The 21,344-nt window shown below is 73.7% G+C and carries 19 protein-coding genes; 12 read left to right on the forward strand and 7 right to left on the reverse strand.

Annotated features, from left to right (window positions below):
• Window positions 1–115: 115 nt before the first annotated feature.
• The 7 genes from K8Z49_RS01615 to K8Z49_RS01645 all read left to right on the forward strand — a co-directional run bounded on the left by K8Z49_RS01615 (window position 116) and on the right by K8Z49_RS01645 (window position 7,135).
• A complete protein-coding gene (locus K8Z49_RS01615; protein WP_412517465.1) occupies window positions 116–811 on the forward strand; it encodes a GntR family transcriptional regulator in 696 nt (231 codons plus the stop codon).
• A gap of 70 nt (window positions 812–881) precedes the next feature.
• Window positions 882–1,682 (forward strand): enoyl-CoA hydratase/isomerase family protein, encoded by an 801-nt coding sequence (locus tag K8Z49_RS01620; protein ID WP_075023690.1) that lies wholly within the window; start codon window positions 882–884, stop codon window positions 1,680–1,682.
• Between the two features lie 20 nt (window positions 1,683–1,702).
• Entirely contained in the window at window positions 1,703–2,875 is a 1,173-nt protein-coding gene (locus K8Z49_RS01625) for an acyl-CoA dehydrogenase family protein (protein WP_412520970.1), read from the forward strand.
• Window positions 2,872–4,092, forward strand: coding sequence for a CaiB/BaiF CoA transferase family protein (locus K8Z49_RS01630; RefSeq protein WP_412517466.1), 1,221 nt, complete (start codon window positions 2,872–2,874; stop codon window positions 4,090–4,092). Before K8Z49_RS01625 ends, K8Z49_RS01630 begins: the two co-directional genes overlap by 4 nt.
• Window positions 4,093–4,151: 59 nt before the next feature.
• The gene (locus K8Z49_RS01635; protein WP_412517467.1) at window positions 4,152–5,012 is read left to right on the forward strand and encodes a helix-turn-helix transcriptional regulator; all 861 of its coding nucleotides are present in this window, start codon (window positions 4,152–4,154) and stop codon (window positions 5,010–5,012) included.
• Window positions 5,013–5,120: 108 nt separating this feature from the next.
• Window positions 5,121–6,125, forward strand: coding sequence for an aldo/keto reductase (locus K8Z49_RS01640; RefSeq protein ID WP_412517468.1), 1,005 nt, complete (start codon window positions 5,121–5,123; stop codon window positions 6,123–6,125).
• Complete coding sequence (locus K8Z49_RS01645) at window positions 6,125–7,135, forward strand: quinone oxidoreductase family protein (protein ID WP_412517469.1); 1,011 nt, start codon at window positions 6,125–6,127, stop codon at window positions 7,133–7,135. Before K8Z49_RS01640 ends, K8Z49_RS01645 begins: the two co-directional genes overlap by 1 nt.
• On the opposite strand, the gene K8Z49_RS01650 is transcribed toward K8Z49_RS01645, so the two are convergent.
• The 5 genes from K8Z49_RS01650 to K8Z49_RS01670 are packed head-to-tail and all read right to left on the reverse strand — an operon-like array spanning window position 7,089 to window position 11,101.
• Window positions 7,089–7,667: a peroxiredoxin-like family protein gene (locus K8Z49_RS01650; RefSeq protein ID WP_075023685.1), complete on the reverse strand. Its 579-nt coding sequence runs from the start codon at window positions 7,665–7,667 to the stop codon at window positions 7,089–7,091. The two genes, K8Z49_RS01645 and K8Z49_RS01650, sit on opposite strands and share 47 nt — an antisense overlap.
• 26 nt (window positions 7,668–7,693) lie before the next feature.
• A complete protein-coding gene (locus tag K8Z49_RS01655; protein WP_021595895.1) occupies window positions 7,694–8,755 on the reverse strand; it encodes an NAD(P)H-dependent flavin oxidoreductase in 1,062 nt (353 codons plus the stop codon).
• Entirely contained in the window at window positions 8,755–9,501 is a 747-nt protein-coding gene (locus K8Z49_RS01660) for a CoA-transferase subunit beta (RefSeq protein WP_021595896.1), read from the reverse strand. The genes K8Z49_RS01655 and K8Z49_RS01660 overlap by 1 nt, the downstream gene beginning before the upstream one ends.
• Complete coding sequence (locus tag K8Z49_RS01665; protein WP_412517470.1) at window positions 9,498–10,358, reverse strand: CoA transferase subunit A; 861 nt, start codon at window positions 10,356–10,358, stop codon at window positions 9,498–9,500. Before K8Z49_RS01665 ends, K8Z49_RS01660 begins: the two co-directional genes overlap by 4 nt.
• The gene (locus tag K8Z49_RS01670; RefSeq protein ID WP_021595898.1) at window positions 10,355–11,101 is read right to left on the reverse strand and encodes an enoyl-CoA hydratase family protein; all 747 of its coding nucleotides are present in this window, start codon (window positions 11,099–11,101) and stop codon (window positions 10,355–10,357) included. Before K8Z49_RS01670 ends, K8Z49_RS01665 begins: the two co-directional genes overlap by 4 nt.
• Window positions 11,102–11,167: 66 nt before the next feature.
• Here K8Z49_RS01670 and K8Z49_RS01675 point away from each other — a divergent pair, with 66 nt between their 5' ends.
• Window positions 11,168–11,995: an SDR family oxidoreductase gene (locus K8Z49_RS01675; RefSeq protein WP_021595899.1), complete on the forward strand. Its 828-nt coding sequence runs from the start codon at window positions 11,168–11,170 to the stop codon at window positions 11,993–11,995.
• The gene (locus K8Z49_RS01680) at window positions 11,995–12,903 is read left to right on the forward strand and encodes an SDR family oxidoreductase (protein ID WP_412517471.1); all 909 of its coding nucleotides are present in this window, start codon (window positions 11,995–11,997) and stop codon (window positions 12,901–12,903) included. Before K8Z49_RS01675 ends, K8Z49_RS01680 begins: the two co-directional genes overlap by 1 nt.
• Before the next feature lie 22 nt (window positions 12,904–12,925).
• Here K8Z49_RS01680 and K8Z49_RS01685 read toward each other — a convergent pair whose 3' ends face one another.
• Window positions 12,926–14,350, reverse strand: a complete 1,425-nt coding sequence (locus tag K8Z49_RS01685; RefSeq protein WP_075023681.1) for a serine/threonine-protein kinase — start codon at window positions 14,348–14,350, stop codon at window positions 12,926–12,928.
• A gap of 214 nt (window positions 14,351–14,564) precedes the next feature.
• On the opposite strand from K8Z49_RS01685, the gene hrpA reads away from it, so the two are divergent.
• Entirely contained in the window at window positions 14,565–18,497 is a 3,933-nt protein-coding gene (gene hrpA / locus K8Z49_RS01690) for an ATP-dependent RNA helicase HrpA (protein ID WP_412517472.1), read from the forward strand.
• A 15-nt stretch (window positions 18,498–18,512) separates the two neighbouring features.
• Here hrpA and K8Z49_RS01695 read toward each other — a convergent pair whose 3' ends face one another.
• A complete protein-coding gene (locus tag K8Z49_RS01695; protein ID WP_021599100.1) occupies window positions 18,513–18,737 on the reverse strand; it encodes a hypothetical protein in 225 nt (74 codons plus the stop codon).
• 55 nt (window positions 18,738–18,792) lie between these two features.
• On the opposite strand from K8Z49_RS01695, the gene pip reads away from it, so the two are divergent.
• Together pip and K8Z49_RS01705 are read left to right on the forward strand one after the other, a co-directional pair.
• Entirely contained in the window at window positions 18,793–19,752 is a 960-nt protein-coding gene (pip, locus tag K8Z49_RS01700) for a prolyl aminopeptidase (RefSeq protein ID WP_021599101.1), read from the forward strand.
• Between the two features lie 98 nt (window positions 19,753–19,850).
• Window positions 19,851–21,344, forward strand: coding sequence for a chromosome segregation ATPase (locus K8Z49_RS01705; RefSeq protein WP_075023679.1), 1,494 nt, complete (start codon window positions 19,851–19,853; stop codon window positions 21,342–21,344).

Below are 21,344 nucleotides of genomic sequence, written 5' to 3' on the forward strand. Positions count from 1 at the left end.
TACCGCTCTCCTCCCGGTCGCTGACCTCATATATTTGATTCGAAAATACCGGGCTGTCAAAGGACGCGGACCGGTGCCCGCCGATAGTGTGGCGACCCCACCGCGCAGGGAGACGATGAGAGTGGCGATTTCCGGTGGCCAGGCCCTCGGCAGGCGCCGCCAGCTGAGCGACGAGGTGGCCGACTACGTCCGCGAGCTCATCATGTCGGGCCAGGTCAGGCACGGGGAGTTCCTCCGCCTGGAGCGGGTCGCCGACGACCTCGGGATCAGCGTCACCCCCGTCCGGGAGGCGCTGCTGTCGCTGCGCGGCGAGGGCTTCGTCACGCTGGAGCCGCGGCGCGGGTTCATGCCGGCGCCGCTGACCCGGCAGGACGTCCAGGACCTGTTCGAGGCGCAGGCGTACTTCGCCGGCGAGCTGGCCGCCCGCGCCGCCGGGAGGATCACCGAGGGGGAGCTGGCATCGCTCGACCGGACGCAGGCGCAGCTGGAAGAGGCGTCCAGGGCCCGCGACTCGGCGGCCATCGAGCGCGCCAACCACGAGTTCCACCGGGTGATCAACCTGTGCGCCGGGTCGCCGAAGACGGCGTGGCTGCTGCGGCTGGTGGTGCGGTACGCCCCGCGCCGGTTCTACTCCAGCATCGAGGGCTGGACGCAGGCGTCGGTCGACGACCACCACCTCGTCCTCGCCGCGCTGCGCGCCGGGGACGCCGACGGCGCGCGGCAGGCCATGCGCGCCCACATCCGGCACGCGGGCACCCTGCTGGTCGTGCACCTGGAGGGGCAGGGCTTCTGGAGGGACCAGCCGGGCTGAGGTCCCCGGGAGCCCACTTCCACCACCGGCGCCTCCTCACATATCGTATAAAAAATTTTCGGGAGGGTGCATGGACGACCGGGACACCGCGGCGGCGCGCGAACCCGTGGTCACGGCCGAGGACCACGGGGCCGCACGGGTCATCACGCTGAACCGGCCCGGTGCCCGCAACGCGATCGACTTCCCGATGCGCGAGCGGCTCTTGGACGAACTGCGGCGCGCCGCAGGCGACCCGGACGTCCGGGCGATCGTGCTGACGGGCGCGGGCGGGACGTTCTCCGCGGGCGGCGACGTCCGGTCGATGGAGGGCGCCGGTCCCGACGCCGTCCGCGCCCGGCTCGGGCCCGTGCACGAGGCCGTCCGGCTCATGGCCACCTGCGGGACCCCCGTGATCGCGGCCGTGGAGGGCGCCGCCGCGGGGCTCGGGGTGTCCCTCGCCGCCGCCTGCGACCACGTGGTCGCCTCAGAGGACGCCCGGTTCGTCGCCGCGTTCGGCAGGGTCGGCCTGGTCGCCGACGGCGGTCTGCTCTGGACGCTCCCGCAGCGCGTCGGCATGGGCCGCGCGAAGGAGATGCTCGTGTTCGGCCGGACCGTGTCCGCCTCCCGCGCCTACGAGATCGGCCTCGCCGACTCGCTCGCCCCGCCGGGCACGGCACTCGACGCCGCTCTGGAACGCGCCGCCGAGGCCGCCGCCCTCGCCCCGCTGTCGGTCGCCGCGGCCAAGCGCCTGCTGGCCCGCACCGACCACGGCCTGGATCAACTGCTGGAGGCCGAACGCGAGGAGCAGACCGCCCTGTTCGGCAGTGCCGATTTCGCCGAGGGGCGCGCCGCGTTCGCCGAGCGCCGCACGCCGCGCTTCGAGGGCCGCTAGGAGGCGGGAACGTGAGCAGGATGCAGCAGACCCACGGGCTGTCGGACGAGCAACGGGAGATCGTCGCGACCGTCCGGGCCTTCGTCGACAGGGAGATCCTGCCCGTCGCGACCCGGATGGAGCACGCGGACGAGTACCCGCAGGCGATCGTGGACGGCATGAAGGACCTCGGGCTCTTCGGCCTGACGATCGGCGAGGAGCACGGCGGGCTCGGTGCGTCGCTGCTGACGTACGCGCTGGTCGTGGAGGAGCTGTCGCGGGGCTGGATGAGCGTGGCCGGCATCGTCAACACCCACTTCATCGTCGCCTGGATGATCGCCCACCACGGCACGCCCGAGCAGAGGGCGCACTACCTGCCGAGGATGGCGGTCGGCGAGATCCGCGGCGCGTTCTCGATGTCGGAGCCCGGCTGCGGCTCGGACGTCTCGGCCATCACGACCCGCGCCGTCCCGGACGGCGACGACCACGTCATCACCGGCCAGAAGATGTGGCTGACGAACGGCGGCTCCGCCAACCTGGTCGCCGTCCTGGTCAAGACCGACCCCGAGGCCGGCCACCGGGGCATGACGACGTTCCTCGTCGACAAGACGCCCGGCTTCGGGGAGGTCGCGCCCGGCCTCACCGTGCCCGGGAAGATCGAGAAGATGGGCTACAAGGGCGTCGACACGACCGAGCTGGTCTTGGACGGGTTCCGGATCCCGTCCGCCCGGATTCTCGGCGGGACGCCGGGCCGCGGCTTCTACCAGATGATGGACGGCGTCGAGGTCGGCCGCGTCAACGTGGCCGCGCGGGGCTGCGGGGTGGCGAGGCGGGCCTACGAGCTGGCGCTCGGCTACGCGCGGCACCGCGAGACGTTCGGCCGCCCGATCGCCGAGCACCAGGCCGTCCTGTTTCGCCTCGCGGAGATGGCGACCAAGGTCGAGGCCGCGCACCAGATGATGGTGATGGCGGCGCGCCGCAAGGACTCCGGCGAGCGCAACGACCTCGAGGCGGGCATGGCCAAGTACCTCGCCAGCGAGTACTGCAAGGAGGTCGTGGAGGACGCCTTCCGCATCCACGGCGGCTACGCCTACTCCAAGGAGTACGAGATCGAGCGCCTCTACCGCGAGGCGCCCATGCTGCTGATCGGCGAGGGCACCGCCGACATCCAGAAAATGATCATAGGCCGCCGCCTGCTGGAGGAGGGCCGATGACCGCGGCGGAACCGGGGTCGCCGGGTGCCGGGGCGCTCCCGCTGGCGGGGGTCACCGTGGTCGCGCTGGAGCAGGCGGTCGCGGCGCCGTTCGCGACGCGGCACCTCGCCGACCACGGCGCCCGTGTGATCAAGGTGGAGCGGGTGGACGGCGGCGACTTCGCCCGCGCCTACGACACCGGCGTGCGGGGCGGGCTCGGCACGCACTTCGCCTGGCTCAACCGGTCGAAGGAGTCGGTCGCGCTGGACCTCAAGCGGGACGAGGGCCGCGCGATCCTCACCGAGCTGGTCGCGGGCGCCGACGTGTTCCTGCAGAACCTCGCCCCCGGCTCCGCGGCCCGGCTCGGGTTCGGCGCGGACGAGCTGCGGGCCCGCGACCCCCGGCTGATCGTGGTGGACATGTCCGGATACGGAACGCGCGGGCCGTACCGCGACAAGCGCGCCTACGACATGCTCGTCCAGGCCGAGGCGGGGCTGATCTCGGTCACCGGCACCCCGGAGACGCCGGTGAAGGCGGGCTCGCCGCTGGCCGACATCGCCGCGGGCATGTACGCGTTCTCCGGCACGCTGGCCGCGCTCGTCCGGCGCGGCACCACCGGCGAGGGCGCGTCGATCGAGATCACGATGTTCGACGCCGTCGCCGAGTGGATGGGCCAGGCGATGTACACGACCCTCTACACCGGGTCCCCGCCGCCGCGCTCCCGGCTGAGCCACCCCGTGATCACCCCCTACGACGCCTACCCGACCTCCGACGGCGTCGACGTCGTGATCGGCGTCCAGAACGACCGCGGCTGGGCCGCCCTGGCGGCCGGCGTGCTGGACCGCCCGGACCTGGTCACCGACCCCGAGTACGCGACGAACCAGGCACGGGTCCGCAACCGGGCGAAGGTGGACGCGATCGTCGCCGGCGTCACGTCCCGCATGGGGCGGGAGGAGCTGCTGCGGCGGCTCGACGAGGCGGGCGTCCCGAACGCGTCCCTGAACGACGGGCACGGCCTGATCGCCCACCCGCAGCTCGCCGAGAGGGACCGCTGGCGCGAGGTGGGCTCCCCGGTCGGCGAGATCCGCGCGCTCCTCCCGCCGGTCACCTTCGCGGACGCCGAACCGCGCATGGACCCGGTCCCGTCCCTCGGCGAGCACACCGACGCCGTCCTGCGCGAGCTCGGCCGCGACGACGCCGCCATCGCCGCCCTCCGCACCACCGGCGCCATCGGCTGAACCCGCCGGCTGCACGGCGCACTCACGATCCGCCGCCGACGCGCGGATATCGTGGCGGTATGGCCAGCCCCACTCCCGCCTCCGTGCCCGGCCGCCGCCGCGAGGAACTCCGCGATTTCCTGCGCACCCGCCGCGCCCGCCTGACGCCCGCCGACGTCGGCATGCCCGACGGCGGGCGGCGGCGGACGCCGGGGCTGCGCCGCGAGGAGGTCGCCGTGCTCGCCGGGGTCGGGGTGTCCTGGTACACGTGGCTGGAGCAGGGCCGCGACATCAAGGTGTCCGGAGACGTCCTCGACGCGATCGTCCGCGCGCTGCGGCTGGACGGCGCCGAGCGCGAGCACCTGTACCTGCTGGCCGGGCTGAACCCGCCGCAGGCCGAGGTCGGCCCGGCCGTCCCGATCACCCCGGAGCTGCGGCGGGTGCTGGACGCCTGGTCGCCGCGGCCGGCGTACGTCCGCGACCGGCACTGGAACTTCGTCGCGATCAACGACGCGGCCCGCGAGGTGTTCGGCTACGGCGACACCGACCACAACTGCCTGGTCACGTATTTCACGAACGTCCGGTACCGGTCGATGCACACGCACTGGGCCGACGCGGCGCCCGACGTCGTCGCGCGGTTCCGCGCCGACGTCGCCCGCTACCCCGACGATCCCGAGTTCGACCGGCTCGTCGCGGACTTGCTGGCCGCCAGCCCGGAGTTCGCGGAGCTGTGGCCGCGCCACGAGGTGAGCGCGAGCGCGCAGGCCGTCAAGGGGATCAGGCACCCGGACGCGGGGGAGCTGGTCTTCGAGAGCACGCTCCTGCCGCTGGGGGACCGGCCGGGCCAGAACCTGGTGCTGCACAACCCCCGTCCGGGCACCGGCACGCAGGAGCGGCTGGAGAAGCTGATGGCCCGCCGCGGCCTCGCCGCCGCCAGCTGAACCGCGGCCGCAGGGTGGTGGTGCCACACCCAGGATGAGCCGAGTCTGTCTCGGCGCCGGGCCGTCCCGCACGATCGTCCTCAGAAACGGAAACGACGAGAGGACGTTATGAAGACGCGTGATTTCGCCGGGACGCCGGTGGGCGCCGTGGGGCTCGGCTGCATGGGGATGAGCTTCGCCTACTCCGAGTCGGAGCGGGACGACGAGAAGTCCGTCGCCGTGATCCGCGAGGCCCTCGACCTCGGCGTGACCTTCCTCGACACCGCGCAGCCCTACGGCGACGGCCACAACGAGTCCCTCGTCGGGCGGGCGCTGGCCGGACGCCGGGACGAGGCGGTCGTCGCCACGAAGACCGGCCTGGTCGTGGAGTCGCTCGTCCCCTGGAAGATGGTCCGGCGGGGCACGCCGGAACACGTCAGGGCGTCCGCCGAGGACAGCCTGCGCCGGCTCGGCACCGACGTGATCGACCTGTACTACCTGCACCGCGTCGACCCGGAGGTGCCGCTCGCCGACACCTGGGGCGCGATGGCGGACCTGGTCGCCGAGGGCAAGGTCCGCAGGCTGGGCCTCTCGGAGGTCGGCGTCGCGCAGGCGGCCGAGGCGCACGCCGTCCATCCGGTCGCCGCGATCCAGTCGGAGCTGTCGCTGTGGACGCGCGACGCGATGGGCACGCCCGGCGGGGCCGCCGGCCTCCTCCCGGGCGACGGGCAGGGGGAGGGACCGGGCGACGTGGTCGGCTGGTGCGCCGCCAACGGCGTCGCCTTCGTGCCGTTCTCGCCGCTCGGCCGCGGCTTCCTCACCGGGACGGTCACCGCCGCCGACTTCGAGGACACCGACTACCGCGGCGGCAATCCCCGCTTCCAGGAGGACGCGCTGAAGGCCAACATGCGCATCGTCGACGTCGTCAAGGCGGTCGCGGCGCGCCACGGCGCGACCCCGGCGCAGGTCGCCATCGCCTGGACGCTCGCGCAGGGCGAGCACGTCATCCCGATTCCCGGGACCAAGAAGCAGCGGTACCTGCACGACAACGCCGGCGCTGCCGGCCTGGACCTCACCGCCGCCGACCTGGCCGACCTGGACGGCGTCCCCGCGGCGGTCGGAGCGCGGTACTGATGCGGGCCGTCACGATCCCCGAGTTCGGCGGCGCGGACGTGCTGCGCCGGGCCGAGGTGGACGTCCCCGAGCCGGGGCCGGGCCAGGTGTCCATCGACGTCGCGTACGCGGGAGCGAACTTCGCCGAGATCCTCTACCGGCAGGGTGTCGCGGACGTGCCGCTGCCGTTCGTCCCCGGCATCGAGGTGTCCGGGCACGTCCGCGCGGTGGGGCCGGACGTCGAAGGGCTGCGCCGGGGCCGGCCCGTCGCCGCGCTGACGATCGTGGGCGGCGGCGGCTACGCCGAGGTCGCGGTGACCTCGGCCGACCTGGTCGCGCCGCTCGACGGCCTGGGGCTCGGCCTGGACCTCGCGGCGGCCGTCCCGTCCAACAGCACCACCGCGTTCCTCGCCCTGGACCGGGTCGCGCGCATCGAGCCCGGCGAGACCGTGCTGGTGCACGCGGCGGCGGGAGGCGTGGGCAGCCAGCTCGGCCAGGCCGCGCGCCTGCTCGGCGCGGGCCGGGTGATCGGCGCGGTCGGCGGCCCCGCCAAGATCGAGACCGCGCGCGGGTTCGGCTACGACGACGTCGTGCTCCGCGGCGACCTGCCCGGCGAGGTCGCCGCCCTGACCGGCGGGCGCGGGTTCGACATCGTCGTGGACATGGTCGGCGGCCCCGCCCGCCGGGCCAGCCTGGACGCCCTCGCCCCGATGGGCCGGATGGTCGTGATGGGCAACGCGTCCGGGGCGGACGACGTGGGCGTCCCGGCGAACGAGCTGTGGTTCACCAACAAGACCGTGTCCGGGTTCAACCTCGCCGCGTTCGCGGCGCTCGCACCGGCCGAGGCGGGACGCGCCCTGCGCCGCGCGGTCACCGCGGCGGCCTCGGGCGGCCTGCGGGTCCAGGTCGAGGAACTGCCCCTGGAGCGGGCCGCCGAGGCGCACGAGCGCATCGAGTCGGGCGCCACCACGGGCAAGCTCGTCCTCAAGGTGCAGGACTGGACGGAGCCGGAGCCTGGGCGGCCAGCGTGAGCAGCTCGTCGACCGTCCACTGGTCGTAGGCGTGCTCGCCGTACTTCGCGGCGAGCACGCGGCCGTCCCTCCCGATCAGGAAGTCGGCGGGCAGGCCGAGGCGCCCGCCGTCCTGCCGCAGCCTCGGCGCCCGCTGGCGGCCCCGGACGATCCGCCAGGTGCTGATCGTGGTGGCCTTGACGACCGTCCACCAGACGCGGGGGTCGAGCAGCGCGCGGCGGGCCGACTCGACGCCGAACTCCGCGTACAGGGCCTTCTCCGGGTCGCCGACCACCGCGAACGGCAGTCCGCCGACGTACTCGCGCAGTTCCTCGGCCGACGAGTGGAACACGACGACCTCGCGGATGCCGGCCGCCTCGATCTCGGCGTGCCGGGCGACGATCGAGCGCAGGTGCAGGTTGCAGATCGGGCAGCCCGCGAACCGGCGGAACTGCAGGTGGACGAGTCGGCCGGGGGCGGGTACGGGGAGTGGCGGCCCCTCGACCGGGGTCAGCTCCCGCGCCGGGACGTCGGAACCGGGTGCCAGGTGCATGAGGGCTCCCTTTAGGTGTACGGCGCCTAACGTGCCAGCAGGGCCTGCTGGGCGGCGATCGCCTCCGCCGCCCCCTTCATGATCCCCTCGATCAGCTCCGCGCAGGTGGGCAGGTCGTCGATGACGCCGACGACCTGCCCGGACGCCATCACGCCGAGGTCGGGACGGCCGTCCACCATGGCCGCCTTCAGCAGCATCGGGGTGTTGGCCGCCATGAGGACCTGCGACCACGACAGGTCCTTGCCGTGCTTCATCGCCTTCCCATCGGCGATCATCTCGCGCCACGACATGCCGGACAGCCGCTTGAACCGGGCGCCGTTGCGCACCGCCCGCAGCAGCCCGCCGACGCGGCCGGACGACTCCAGCGCGTCGACCAGCCCGCTGCGCAGCACCCGGTGCGGCATGCCGTCCACCTGCCGCGTCACCACGGTCTCGCCGCTGTCGAGGTAGACCCGCTTGACGGCGTCCGGCACCGAGCTGTCGGACGTCAGCAGGAACCGGGTGCCCATCGCGACGCCCGCCGCCCCGTACGCGAGCGCGGCGGCGAGGCCGCGGCCGTCGAAGAACCCGCCGGCGGCGATCACCGGGATGTCGACGGCGTCCACGACCTGCGGCAGCAGCAGCGTGGTGGCGACGGCGCCGGTGTGGCCGCCGCCCTCGCCGCCCTGGACGAGCACCGCGTCGGCGCCCCAGCCCGCGACCTTCTCCGCGTGCCGCCGCGCGCCGACCGACGGGACGACCACGAGCCCGGCGTCCTTGAGTTTGGCGATCAGCTCCCTCTTCGGCGCGAGCGCGAAGGAGGCGACCTTCACGCCCTCCTTGATGAGCAGGTCGATGCGGTCGCCCGCGTCGCCGGCGTCGGCCCGCAGGTTGACGCCGAACGGCGCGTCCGTGCGGTCCTTCACCTCGCGGATCGCGCCGGCGAGCCGGTCGAGCGTCATCGTCGCGGACGCGAGGATCCCGAGGCCGCCCGCGTCCGCCACGGCCGTGACGAGCCGGGGACCGGCCACCCACCCCATGCCGGTCTGGACGACCGGATGTCGCACCCCCGCCAGCCGGGTCAGCGGCGTGTCGAGCACCTGCTCCATCAGGAGGGGACCTCTCTCTCGCGCAGCCCCTTCGGGTCGAGGACCTCGCGCATGATCCGCAGCTCCTCGCCGTCCGGCGGCCTCGTCTCGGGCACCTCGCCTGGAATCGCCAGCTCGAAGCCGGTGGCCGACACCACGTCGCCGACGCTCACGCCGGGGTGGACGGAGCGCAGCCGCATGCGCCGGTCCGGGGTGTCGAAGTCGAGGACGGCCAGGTTGGTCACCACGGCGCGGATCTCGTGCGCGCCTCGGTCCCAGCCGATGCCGCTCACCATGTCGACCTTCTCGGTGAACACGCGCGTCGAGTGCTTCGGCACCCAGTAGCTCGTCGGGTTCAGCAGCGTGTTGCCCGGCCCGCCGCGCACGCCGAGGAGCTGGCGGGACGGCCGTTCCCAGTCGCCGATGCAGGAGATGTTGGTGTTGCCGTGCGCGTCGATCTGGCTCGGCCCCATCACCACGTGCCGCCGCCCGTTGAGGACGAGCCACAAGTGGTCGCGGAACGGCAGCCAGCCCTCGACCGTCTCGGCCGACCCGCCGAGGGGGACGGGCTCGGCGCTCAGCGCCGGGCCGCCGTCGGTCGTCAGCAGGTCGGGCGCGAACGTCGCGCGCGCCAGCCGGGACCCGAGCATCGGGACGAACCCGGCCACCGCCGCCGCGACGATCTCCCCGTCGCCGCGGAACAGGTCCGCGCACGCGGCGGCGCACACCTCGGCCCTCGTTGCGCCGGTCCTCGTCGGAGTGCTCATCGGGACTCCTCCCGCCAGACACGGACGGCGTCCTGGTACGCGGCCTCGTCACCGGACAGGAAGCGTTCGCTGAACGCCGCCCACTTCTCCGGATCGGCCGCCGACTGCGCGTAGAGCTTCTGGAACCTCTCGTCCCGCCCGAAGTCGGGCGCGCAGTCGGTGAAGTGCGCCCCGTTCGGCGTCTCTACGACGCCGGTCACCTGCGAACGGTTGATCAGCAGCGACTGCACCGGCCCCTCCTTGGCGAAGTCGGCCGTGTCGACCAGGCGCTCGCACGACACGTAGGTCCGGTCGGCCGCCTTCGCGAACAGGTCGTCCATGTACGGGTCGGGGCCGAGGTACTGGGCGTTGCCGCGCGCGTCGGCGCGGTTCATGTGCACCAGCGCGACGTCCATCTTCAGCGCGGGGACGGCGACGAGTTCCTGGCCGTCCTCGTACGGCGACCGGATCGTCCGCAGCTCGGGGTTGACCCGCATCACGTCCGAGCCGAGCCCGACCGGGGTGGGCAGGAACGGCAGCCGGTGCGCCGCCGCGTACAGCCCGAACATGAACATGCCCTCGTCGTACTCGGTCAGCTCGATCGACCCGGACTGCCGCGCCTGCCGGAAGTGCGGCTCCAGCGGGACCGAGTCCATGGTCACGAACGCGGTGACCAGCCGGCGGACCTTGCCCGCCGCGCACAGCAGCCCCACGTCCGGGCCGCCGTAGGCGACCACCGTCAGGCCGGTGACGGGGGAGCGCAGGATCGCCCGGACCAGGGCCATCGGCTTGCGCCGCGAGCCCCAGCCGCCGATCCCGACCGTCATGCCGCACTCCAGCGACGCGGCGACGTCGTCGGCCGACAGCACCTTGCTCATCGGGCCTCCCGCGCGACGAAGGCGTTGCGGTGCTCGTCGCCGGCGCCGACGAGGTTCAGCTCGAACGTGAAGCCCTGCTCGTAGCGGTAGCTGCGCTTCACGTCGACCGGGTCGATGCCGTTCAGCGACTCCTTGGCGCGCCGGATCACGTACCGGTCCTTCGCGGCGATGGACGCGGCGACCTCCATCGCCTTGGCGCGCAGCTCGTCCGCCGGGACGACCTCCAGCACCGAGCCGTGGTGGTGCAGCTCCTCCGCGGTGACGTTGCGGCACGTGTAGACCATCGCGCGCATCAGGTGCTGCGGGACGAGCCGCGCCAGGTGGGTGGCGGCGCCGAGCGCTCCCCGGTCCACCTCGGGCAGGCCGAAGTAGGCGTCCCGCGAGGCGACCACGATGTCGGCGTTGCCGGCCAGGCCGACGCCGCCGCCGAGGCAGAAGCCGTGCACCGCGGCGACGACCGGGACCTCGCAGTCGTAGACGGCGGCGAACGCCGCGAAGCAGCCGCGGTTGGCGCCGACCAGCGCGGTGTGGCCGTCGGTGCTCTGCATCTCCTTGATGTCGACGCCCGCGTTGAAGCCCCGGCCCTCGGCGCGGAGCACCACGGCGCCGACCTCCGGATCGCGGCCCGCCGCGAGCACGGCGCCGGCCAGCTCGTACCAGCCCGCGACGGTCAGCGCGTTGACCGGCGGCGCGTCCACGACGATCTCGGCGACCCCGTCCAGGGTCGTGGTGGAGACTCCCATGCGCTACCTTTCCACCAAACATTTGTTAGAACAGAAGGTAGCAGAGGCACCCGAGGGGGAGGCGGCATGGCACTGACGCTCGACCTGGGCGGCAGGACCGTCGTGGTCACCGGCGGCGTGCGCGGGGTCGGCGCCGGGATCAGCCGCGCCTTCCTGGAGGCGGGCGCCGACGTCGTCGCCGTCGCCCGGCGCGAGCCGGAGGAGGTCCCGGAGGCGGGCGGGCGCGCCGCGCGCTTCGTCCCCCTGGACGTCCGCGACCCCGACGCCGTGCAGGAGTTCGCGGACGGCCTGGATCACCTCGACGTCCTGGTCAACAACGCCGGAGGCGGCCCGTACCTGCCGCTCGCCGAGGGCCGGCTGCGCACCCACGTCAAGATCATGGAGCTGAACCTGACCGCGCCGCTGATCATGGCCCGGGCGCTGCGGCCGAAGATCCTCGCCCGCGGTGGCGGCTCGGTCATCAACATCGGCAGCGTCAGCGGGGTGCGCCCGTCGCCCGGTTCCGCCGCCTACGGCGCGGCCAAGGCGGGCCTGCACAGCCTCACCCGGTCCCTGGCCATCGAGTGGGCGCCGCACATCCGGGTCAACACGCTGATCCTCGGGATGGTCCGCACGGAGGCGTCGCGGACCCACTACGGGGACGACGAGGGCATCGCGGCGGTCGGCCGGACCGTCCCGATCGGCCGCCTCGCCGACCCCTACGAGGTCGGCGCCGCGTGCGTGTTCCTCGCCTCCGACCTGGCGTCCTACGTCACCGGCTCGTCCATGCAGGTGCACGGCGGGGGAGAGCGCCCGCCGTTCCTGGACGCCGCCACCGTGAACAAGCCGCCCGTGAACGAGCCATCCGTGAACGAGCCGTCCGCCGACCAGCCGCCGGCACCGAAGGAGTCGTGATGATCTGCAAGGACCGGGTGGTCGCCGTCACCGGCGCCGGGCGCGGGCTCGGCCGCGCGCACGCGCTGGAGTTCGCCCGGCAGGGCGCCCACGTCGTCGTCAACGACCTCGGCGTCGCCCGGGACGGCACCGGCGGCGCCTCCGCCGGCCCCGCGCACGACGTCGTCCGGGAGATCGAGGCGCTCGGCGGCCGGGCCGTCGCGCACACCGGCGACATCGCCACCGACGCGGGCGCCGCCTCGCTGGTCGCGACGGCGGTCGACACGTTCGGCCGGCTGGACACCCTGGTCAACAACGCCGGGTTCCTGCGCGACCGCATGCTGGTCAACCTCGGCGAGGACGAGTGGGACGCCGTCATGCGCGTCCACCTCAAGGGCCACTTCCTGCCGCTCAAGCACGCCGGGCGGCACTGGCGGGCGGAGAGCAAGGCCGGCCGCGCCGTGGACGCCCGCGTCGTCAACACCTCGTCCGGCGCCGGGCTGCTCGGCAGCGTCGGCCAGGGCAACTACTCCGCGGCGAAGGCGGGCATCGTCGGGCTCACCCTCGTCGCGTCGGCCGAGCTCGGCCGGTACGGGGTGACGGTCAACGCGATCGCGCCGGCCGCCCGCACCCGGATGACCGAGGAGGTCTTCGCGCAGACGATGGCCGCGCCCGCCGAGGGCGCGTTCGACGCCATGGCGCCGGAGAACGTGTCCCCGCTCGTGGTGTGGCTCGGCTCCGCCGGGTCGCGGGACGTCACGGGGCGCGTCTTCGAGGCCGAGGGCGGGAGGATCTGCGTGATGGACGCCTTCCGGCACGGCCCGGCCGCCGACAAGGGAGCCCGCTGGGAGCCCGCCGAGGTCGGCGACGTCGTCGCGGACCTGCTGGCGAAGGCGCCCGCCCCCGAACCCGTCTACGGCGCGGGCTGACCCCGCCGTCGCGCTCGGCGGCTCAGCGGGGCCGGTAGTCGTCCATGTACCGGCGCACCTTCTCGGTGTACGGCTTGAACCGGTCCGGGACGCCGCCCGCCTTCACGACGGTCTTCGACGAGCTGCGGTAGGTGGCGGCGAGGTTCAGCGCCGGATCGCCCGGCACGCCCTTGAGGTCCTTGCCCCAGTAGCACAGGAACCGGCCCATCGCCGGGATCGACAGCTCCGGCGTGATCTGCGCCGGCCTCGGCTCCGGGTTGTCGAGCCCGCCCGGCTGCCAGAACACCAGCACGCGGGGCGTCCACCGCGCGATGCCGTACTCGTCCTTCGCCGGGTCCGCCAGGTCCGGGTCGAAGCCGCTCTCCGCCTTCAGCATCGCCGCGATCAGCGCCGGGCTCAGGCCGGGCATCTCGCACCACGTCCCGGCCTGGACGATCAGATCCCGGTACCGGGCCGGGACGTCCGATCCCGGGCGCAGCCACCGCGCGTGCCGGTCCCCGGCCGCGGAGCCGCCGCCGTCCCCGCCCGCCAGCCCCCAGACGGCGGCGGTCGCCGCGAGCGCGACGACGAGGGCCCCGGCCGCCGCCGCGATCATCGTCTTCGGCCGCCGGCCCGGGCGTCCGGCCCCTGCCGGAGGCGACCCCGTCAGGGGATCGGTGCCGACGCCGCCGGCGGCGCTCGCCAGGGCCTCGCCGAACTCGGCCGCCGACGCCCAGCGCCGTTCCCGGTCGGGCTCCAGCGCGCGCAGGACGGCCGCGCTCACGGCGGGCGGGATCGCGGGCCGGGTGTCGCCGGGCGGGCGCGCGGGGACCGCGGGCGGCTCGCCGGTCAGCAGGTGGTGGGTGAGCGCGCCGAGGCCGTAGATGTCGGCGCGCCTGTCGGGGGCCCCGTCGACCTGCGTCTGCTCGGGCGCCATGTACCCGGGCGAGCCGGCCGGCAGCGTCAGGCTCGACAGGTGGTCCTCGGTCCGGGCGATGCCGAGGTCGGAGATCATGAGCCGCTCCCCGCCGCCGGGCGCCGACCGCAGCAGCACGTTGGACGGCTTCAGGTCGCGGTGCACGACGCCGAGGTCGTGCAGTTCCTGGACGCCCAGGCTGATCTCCCGGGCGGTGCGCAGCGCCTCGGCCGGCGGGAGCGGCCCGCCCGCGAGCCGCTCCGCCAGCGTGCCCCGGTCGGCGTAGGTCATCACGAAGTAGGGGCGGCCGTCCGGCAGCTCCCCGATGTCGAAGACCTGCACCAGCCGGTGCGAGTCGGCCCGGCGCAGCAGCCGTGCCTCCTGGACGAACCGGTCGCGCACGTCGGTTCGCAGCGTCCAGTGCTCGGCCAGGATCTTGATCGCGACGGGGGAGTCGAGCTCCGGGTCGTGGCCCAGCCACACCGAGGCGAAGCCGCCCGAACCGAGAAGGCGGTCGATCCGGTAGCGGCCGGCGGCGGTCGGGTGCTCCACGTTTCCCCATCATGAACGATCGCCCCGCCGGGCGCAGTGTCTTGGAGTGAACGATCCGGTGCGAGGGGTGGCCGTCACGGGCGGAATGCGCCCGCTTCGGAGGGCGTTGTCCCCACGGGAAAATGGATCGCCCGCCACCGGCCGATCCGGCTACGGTCAGAAGGTTTGCGGGGAGCGTGGGCGGGGGCCCGCGCCCCTATCCTTGTCGATGACTATGGGGACGAGTGTGAAACCGCCGCTCGCCGACCTGCGCGCGCGCCTGCCGCGGCTGATGCTGCGTGACGAGCACCGGCTGCGCCGCCGGATCGACGGCGTCCAGAAGATGCGGGACGCCCGGCGCCAGGCCAGGGTCGCCGAGGAGATCACCGCCGACATCGAGGCCGCCGAGCGGCGCGTCGAGCGGCGGCGCGGCGCCGTGCCCGCGATCACCTACCCCGCGCAGCTGCCGGTCGCGCAGAAGAAGGACGACCTGCTCGCCGCCATCCGCGACCACCAGGTCGTGATCGTCGCGGGTGAGACGGGCTCCGGCAAGACCACCCAGATCCCCAAGATCTGCCTGGAGCTCGGCCGGGGCGTGCGCGGCTCGATCGGGCACACCCAGCCGCGCCGGCTCGCCGCCCGGACGGTCGCCGACCGCATCGCCGAGGAGCTCGGCACCGAGCTCGGCGACGCCGTCGGCTACAAGGTGCGCTTCACCGACCGCTCCAGTGACGGCACGCTCGTCAAGCTGATGACGGACGGCATCCTGCTCGCCGAGATCCAGACCGACCGGCTGCTCCGCCAGTACGACACCCTGATCATCGACGAGGCGCACGAGCGCAGCCTGAACATCGACTTCCTGCTCGGCTACGTCAGGGAGATCCTGCCCCGCCGCCCCGACCTCAAGGTCGTCATCACCTCGGCGACCATCGACCCGGAGCGGTTCTCCGCGCACTTCGGCGACGCCCCGATCGTGGAGGTGTCCGGCCGGACGTACCCGGTGGAGGTCCGGTACCGGCCGATCACCGACCCGGAAGACCCGTCCGCCGATCCCGACCGCGACCAGATCCAGGCGATCGTCGACGCGGTGGACGAGCTGGGCCGCGAGGCGCCCGGCGACGTCCTGGTGTTCCTCAGCGGCGAGCGGGAGATCCGCGACACCGCCGACGCGCTCACCAAGCACTTCACCCGGCGAAAGTCGGCGACCGAGGTCCTGCCGCTGTACGCGCGCCTGTCGTCGGCCGAGCAGCACCGGGTGTTCCGGCCGCACCGCGGCCGCCGGGTCGTCCTCGCGACCAACGTCGCGGAGACGTCGCTGACCGTGCCGGGCATCAAGTACGTCGTCGACCCCGGCACCGCGCGCATCTCCCGCTACAGCCACCGGCTGAAGGTGCAGCGGCTCCCGATCGAGCCGGTCTCCCAGGCGTCGGCGAACCAGCGCAAGGGACGCTGCGGGCGCGTGTCCGAGGGCGTGTGCATCCGGCTGTACTCCGAGGAGGACTTCGAGTCCCGCCCCGAGTTCACCGACCCGGAGATCCTGCGGACGAACCTCGCCTCCGTCATCCTGCAGATGACCTCCCTCGGGCTCGGCGACATCGCCGCGTTCCCGTTCGTCGAGCCGCCGGACCGCCGCAACGTCAAGGCCGGTGTCGACCTCCTGCACGAGCTGGGCGCGATCGACCCGGCCGAGAAGGACCCGCGCAAGCGCCTCACCCCGCTCGGCCGCCGCCTCGCCCAGCTTCCCGTCGACCCGCGGCTCGGCCGCATGATCCTGGAGGCGGACCGCAACGGCTGCGTCCGCGAGGTGCTGATCATCGCGTCGGCGCTGTCGATCCAGGACCCGCGCGAGCGTCCCGCCGACCACCAGCAGGTCGCCGACGACAAGCACCGCCGGTTCGCCGACCCCACGTCCGACTTCCTGGCCTACCTGAACCTCTGGAACTACCTGCGCGAGCAGCAGAGGGAGCTGTCGGGCAGCGCCTTCCGCCGGATGTGCAAGAACGAGTTCCTGCACTTCCTGCGCGTCCGCGAATGGCAGGACCTGCACGGCCAGCTCAAACAGGTCGCCAAGTCGCTCGGCGTCACGATCAACACCGCCGACGCGCCGCCCGACCGCGTCCACACCGCGCTGCTCGCCGGACTGCTGTCGCACATCGGGCTCATGGACACCGAGAAGAAGGACAAGCAGCGGCGCGGCCACGAGTACCTCGGCGCCCGCGGCGCGAAGTTCGCCGTGTTCCCCGGATCGTCGCTGTTCAAGAAGCCGCCGCGCTGGGTGATGTCGGCCGAGCTGGTCGAGACGTCCCGGCTGTGGGGACGGATCAACGCCAAGATCGAGCCGGAGTGGGTCGAGCCGCTGGCGGGCCATCTGGTGAAGCGCAACTACAGCGAGCCGCACTGGTCCAAGAAACAGGCGGCCGTCATGGCTCGCGAGAAGGTCACGCTCTACGGGGTGCCGATCGTCGCCGACCGCCGCGTCAACTACGGGCGCATCGACCCCGTGCTCTCCCGCGAGCTGTTCATCCGGCACGCCCTCGTCGAAGGCGACTGGGAGACCGGTCACCGGTTCTTCCACGACAACCGCGCGCTGCTGGACGAGGTGGAGGAGCTGGAGCACCGTGCCCGGCGCCGCGACATCCTCGTCGACGACGAGACCCTCTTCGACTTCTACGACGCGCGCATCCCCGAGGACGTCGTCTCCGGCCGTCACTTCGACGCCTGGTGGAAGAAGGCCCGGCGCGACGACCCCGACCTGCTCGGCTTCGAGAAGTCGATGCTCATCAACGAGACCGCGGGCGGGGTCAGCGAGTCCGACTATCCCGACGTGTGGAAGCAGGGCCCGCTCCGCCTGCGCCTCACCTACCAGTTCGAGCCGGGCACCGACGCCGACGGCGTCACCGTGCACGTCCCCGTCCAGGTCCTCAACCAGGTGCGGCCCGACGGCTTCGAATGGCAGGTGCCGGGCCTGCGCGCCGAGCTCGTCACCGAGCTGATCCGGTCGCTGCCCAAGCAGCTGCGCGTCAACTTCGTCCCGGCCCCCGACTACGCCCGCAAGGTCCTCGACCGCGTGGCGCCGCGCAGCGAGCCGCTCCTGGACGCGCTGGAGCGCGAGCTGACCGCGATGACGAGCGTGCCCGTCGCGCGGGAGGCGTGGGACCCGTCCCGCCTGCCCGCCCATCTGCGCATCACGTTCCGGGTCGTGGACGACAGGGGACGCGGCCTGGGCGAGGGCACCGACCTCGACGAGCTGAAGCGCCGCCTCGCCGGCCAGGTGCGCGGGACCCTGTCCAAGGCGGCGTCCACCATCGAGCGCTCCGGCCTCACCGAGTGGACGATCGGCGAGCTGCCCCGCACCTACGAGCGCAACCAGGCCGGGTACGACGTCAAGGCGTATCCGGCGCTCACCGACGAGGGCGCCGCCGTCGCGGTCCGCATGTACGAGACCGAGGCCGAGCAGCGCCGCGCCATGTGGCTCGGCACGCGGCGGCTGATCCTGCTGAACGCGCCGTCGCCGGTGAAGCTCATCCAGGGCCGGCTGACCAACAAGGGCAAGCTCGCGCTGAGCCACAACCCGCACGGCTCCGTCACCGCCCTCTTCGACGACTGCGTCACCGCCGCCGCCGACCGGCTCATCGCCGAGGCGGGCGGACCCGCCTGGGACGAGGCCGGGTTCCGCGTCCTGCACGACCGGGTGCGCGCCGACCTGCACGACGCGACGGCCGAGATCGTCGCGCTGGTGGAGCGGATCCTGGCGGAGGCGCACGAGGCCGATCGGCGGCTGCGGGGCACGACGAGCCTCACGCTCGTCCCGGCGCTGACCGGCATCCGCGGCCATCTCGGATCGCTGATCCGTCCCGGGTTCGTCACCGCGACCGGCTGGGCCCGGCTGCACGACCTTCCCCGCTATCTGCGCGCCCTGCAGATCAGGCTCGACAAGCTCCCCGAGAACCCCGGCCGCGACCGGATGCTCGCCCATCAGGTCGACGTGCTGGAGGAGGAGTACGAGCAGACGCTGCGGCGCCTTCACCCGTCCCGCCGCGAGGACGAGCCGGCCCGGCAGATCCGCTGGATGCTGGAGGAGTTCCGGGTCAGCCTGTTCGCCCAGCAGCTCGGCACGCGCTACCCCGTCTCCGACAAGCGCGTCCGGAAGGCGATGGCCCAGCTCTGACCCGGGCCGTCCCGGTCAGGCCGGCTGGCGGGCGAACAGCTCCAGGTGCCCGCACTGCGGGCACCGCCAGGCCTCGATCTGCCAGCGCTGCCGCCCCATGCGCTTCGCGCCGCCGAAGATGCCGCGTTCCAGCGGCCCGGCGATCCAGCGGGCGTAGCCGCGGGAGTGCTCTCCGGCGTCCTCGATGAAGCCCGGCTCCAGGCCCTCGGTCCCGCACTGCGTGCACCTCGACTGTTTCATTCCGCGGAGGCTAGTGCCGGCCGGAGCATGATCATAATTCGAGTATTAGTGGGACATGACGCTTCGGGAGTTCTACCCGCCGATCGAGCCGCACGAGTCCGGGCTCCTCGACACCGGCGACGGGAACCGGATCCACTGGGAGTCGTGCGGGAATCCCGAGGGCAAGCCCGCGCTCTTCCTGCACGGCGGGCCCGGCGGCGGGCTGCTGCCCGACAACCGGCGGTTCTTCGACCCGTCCGCGTACCGGATCGTGCTGTTCGACCAGCGGAACTGCGGCCGGAGCCTCCCGTTCGCCGGCGACCCGGCGGTCTCGCTGGAGAACAACACCACTCCCCACCTGGTCGCCGACATCGAACGGCTGCGCGAGCACCTGTCCATCGACCGCTGGCTCGTGTTCGGCGGGAGCTGGGGGAGCACCCTGGCCCTCTCCTATGCGCAGGCACACCCCGCCCGGGTCACGGAGCTGGTACTGCGGGGGATCTACCTGGTCCGCCCGCAGGACGAGGCGTGGGGGTTCACGCCTGGCGGCGCCGCGCATCTCTTCCCGGCCGAATGGGCGGCGTTCCGGGACGCGATCCCGGAGGGAGAGCGGGGCGACCTCGTCGCCGCCTACGGGCGCCGCGTCCGCCACCCGGACCCGGCGGTGCACGTCCCGGCCGCCCGCGCCTGGATGGCCTGGGAGGACACCGCGAACACCCTCCTGCCCGTCCCGTCCCCCGACCTGGACGACGCGGTCGTCGTGGCGTTCGCCCGCATCCTGCACCACTACATCGCCAACGGCGGGTTCCTCCCGGAAGGAGGCCTCCTCGCCGGCGTCGACCGCATCCGGCACATCCCCGCCGTGATCGTCAACGGGCGCTACGACATGAAGACGCCCCTGGACCAAGCGTGGGATCTGCACCGGGCATGGCCCGAGGCCGAGTTCCACGTCGTCGAGGACGCCGGCCACGGAGGATCGGAACCCGGCACCCGCGACCGGCTCATCGAGGCCACGGACCGCTTCGCCCGCCGGTGATCCGGGGCCGCTCTCCCCGCGCCGCCACGACGTGGTCGCCCCCACAACTACCTCGCAAGTCACTGCAGCACCTCGAAGTAGTGCGTATGGTTCATTCCATGCCTAACAGCGAAGAGCGCGACAATAGCGGCCCCGCGGGGGCGGCCGCGGCTCCTGCGGGCGCGGTCGCCGAAGGCTCAGGGGAGAGCACCGAGACGGCGGTCGCTCGGATGGGCGACCCGGTGACGGTCTGGCCGTGCGCCAACTGCGGGCGCCCCGTCCCGCAGCCGGTCGGGGCCGTCCGCGCCGTCCGCTACTGCCAGGACAACGAGGGCGCCTGCGCCCGCGAGGCCCGCGAGCGCCGCGACCGGGGCCGGGACGCGCCCGGCCTCACCGGGCAGGTCGCCTCGGCGTGGGAGATGGTCGAGCGGCTGGAGAAGGCCGCCGACGCGCTCGCCGACTCGCTGACCGCCGAGCTGAGCGTCGCCGGGGTCGAGCGGCGCGTCGCCGAGGTGCGCGCCGAGGCCGCCCGCGAGCTCGCCATCGCGCAGAGCGAGCGGGACGCCTCCCAGCGCAAGGCGGAGGAGGCCTGGCAGGAGGCGTTCTCGGCCCGCAAGCGCGCCGAGTCGGCCGAGGCGGACGCCTCCCGCCACCGCGAGGAGGCCAAGGTCGCCACCGCCAAGCGGGACGCCGCGCAGCAGGCTTGGGAAGAGGCGCACCAGGTCGCGCAGCAGGCGATGACGGCCAAGCTCGCCGCCGAGAGCGAACGCGACCGGGTCGCGGCCCGGGAGACCGAGCTGCTCGCCGCGCTGGAGGCGGCGCGGGCCGAGCTCGTCGGCCTGCACGCCAAGCTCGCCGAGGCGGAGGGCGCCGCCGAGTCGCAGCGCGTCGAGGCCGCGGTCGCCAAGCAGGGCGCCGACGACCTGCGCAACGCCATGCGCGACACCGAGGCGCAGCGGCAGCGCGCCATGCAGGCCGCGAGCAAGGCCGAGGCCGAGCGCGCCACCGCGCTGCGCGCCCAGTCCGAGGCCGAGGCGGAGGTCGTCCGCGCCAACGCGCGCGCCGACGAGGCCGCCAAGGAGCGCGACGCCGCCCAGACGCAGGCCCAGGCCGCGCTGGCCGAGCGGGACGAGCTCACCACCAAGACCAACGACCAGGCGGTCCAGCTGCGGCAGCTGTCCCAGTCGGTCGCCGAGCAGCAGGCCGCGCTCACCGCCCTCGCCGAGGAGCGCGACGCCGCCCGCGCCGAGGCCGACCGCGCCCGCCGCCAGATCGACCAGTTCACGCACAGCACGCTGTCGTCCAACTTCCCGCCCGGCGGGCGGATGCCGGGCGGCGGCCACCCCGCGCCCCCGCAGGGCCCGCCGCGCGTGCCCCTGCCGCCCGGCACGCAGCCCCCCGGCTCGCGGCCCGGCCCGCCCCCCGCCGGCGCCCCCGCGCCGAACGGGGCGCCGGCCCCCCTCGGGGCGCCCCTCCCGAACGCGGCACCCGCCCCCAACGGGGTGCCGGGCTCGAACACCGGCGGCCACCCCGTGCCGGGCGGCGCACCCCCGAACCACGGCCGCCCCGTCAACGGCGTGGACCGGGAGGATCCGCTCTTCACGGGCCCCTGA

It is taken from the genome of Actinomadura madurae (assembly GCF_047130825.1).
GTDB classification, from domain to species: Bacteria; Actinomycetota; Actinomycetes; order Streptosporangiales; family Streptosporangiaceae; genus Spirillospora; species Spirillospora madurae.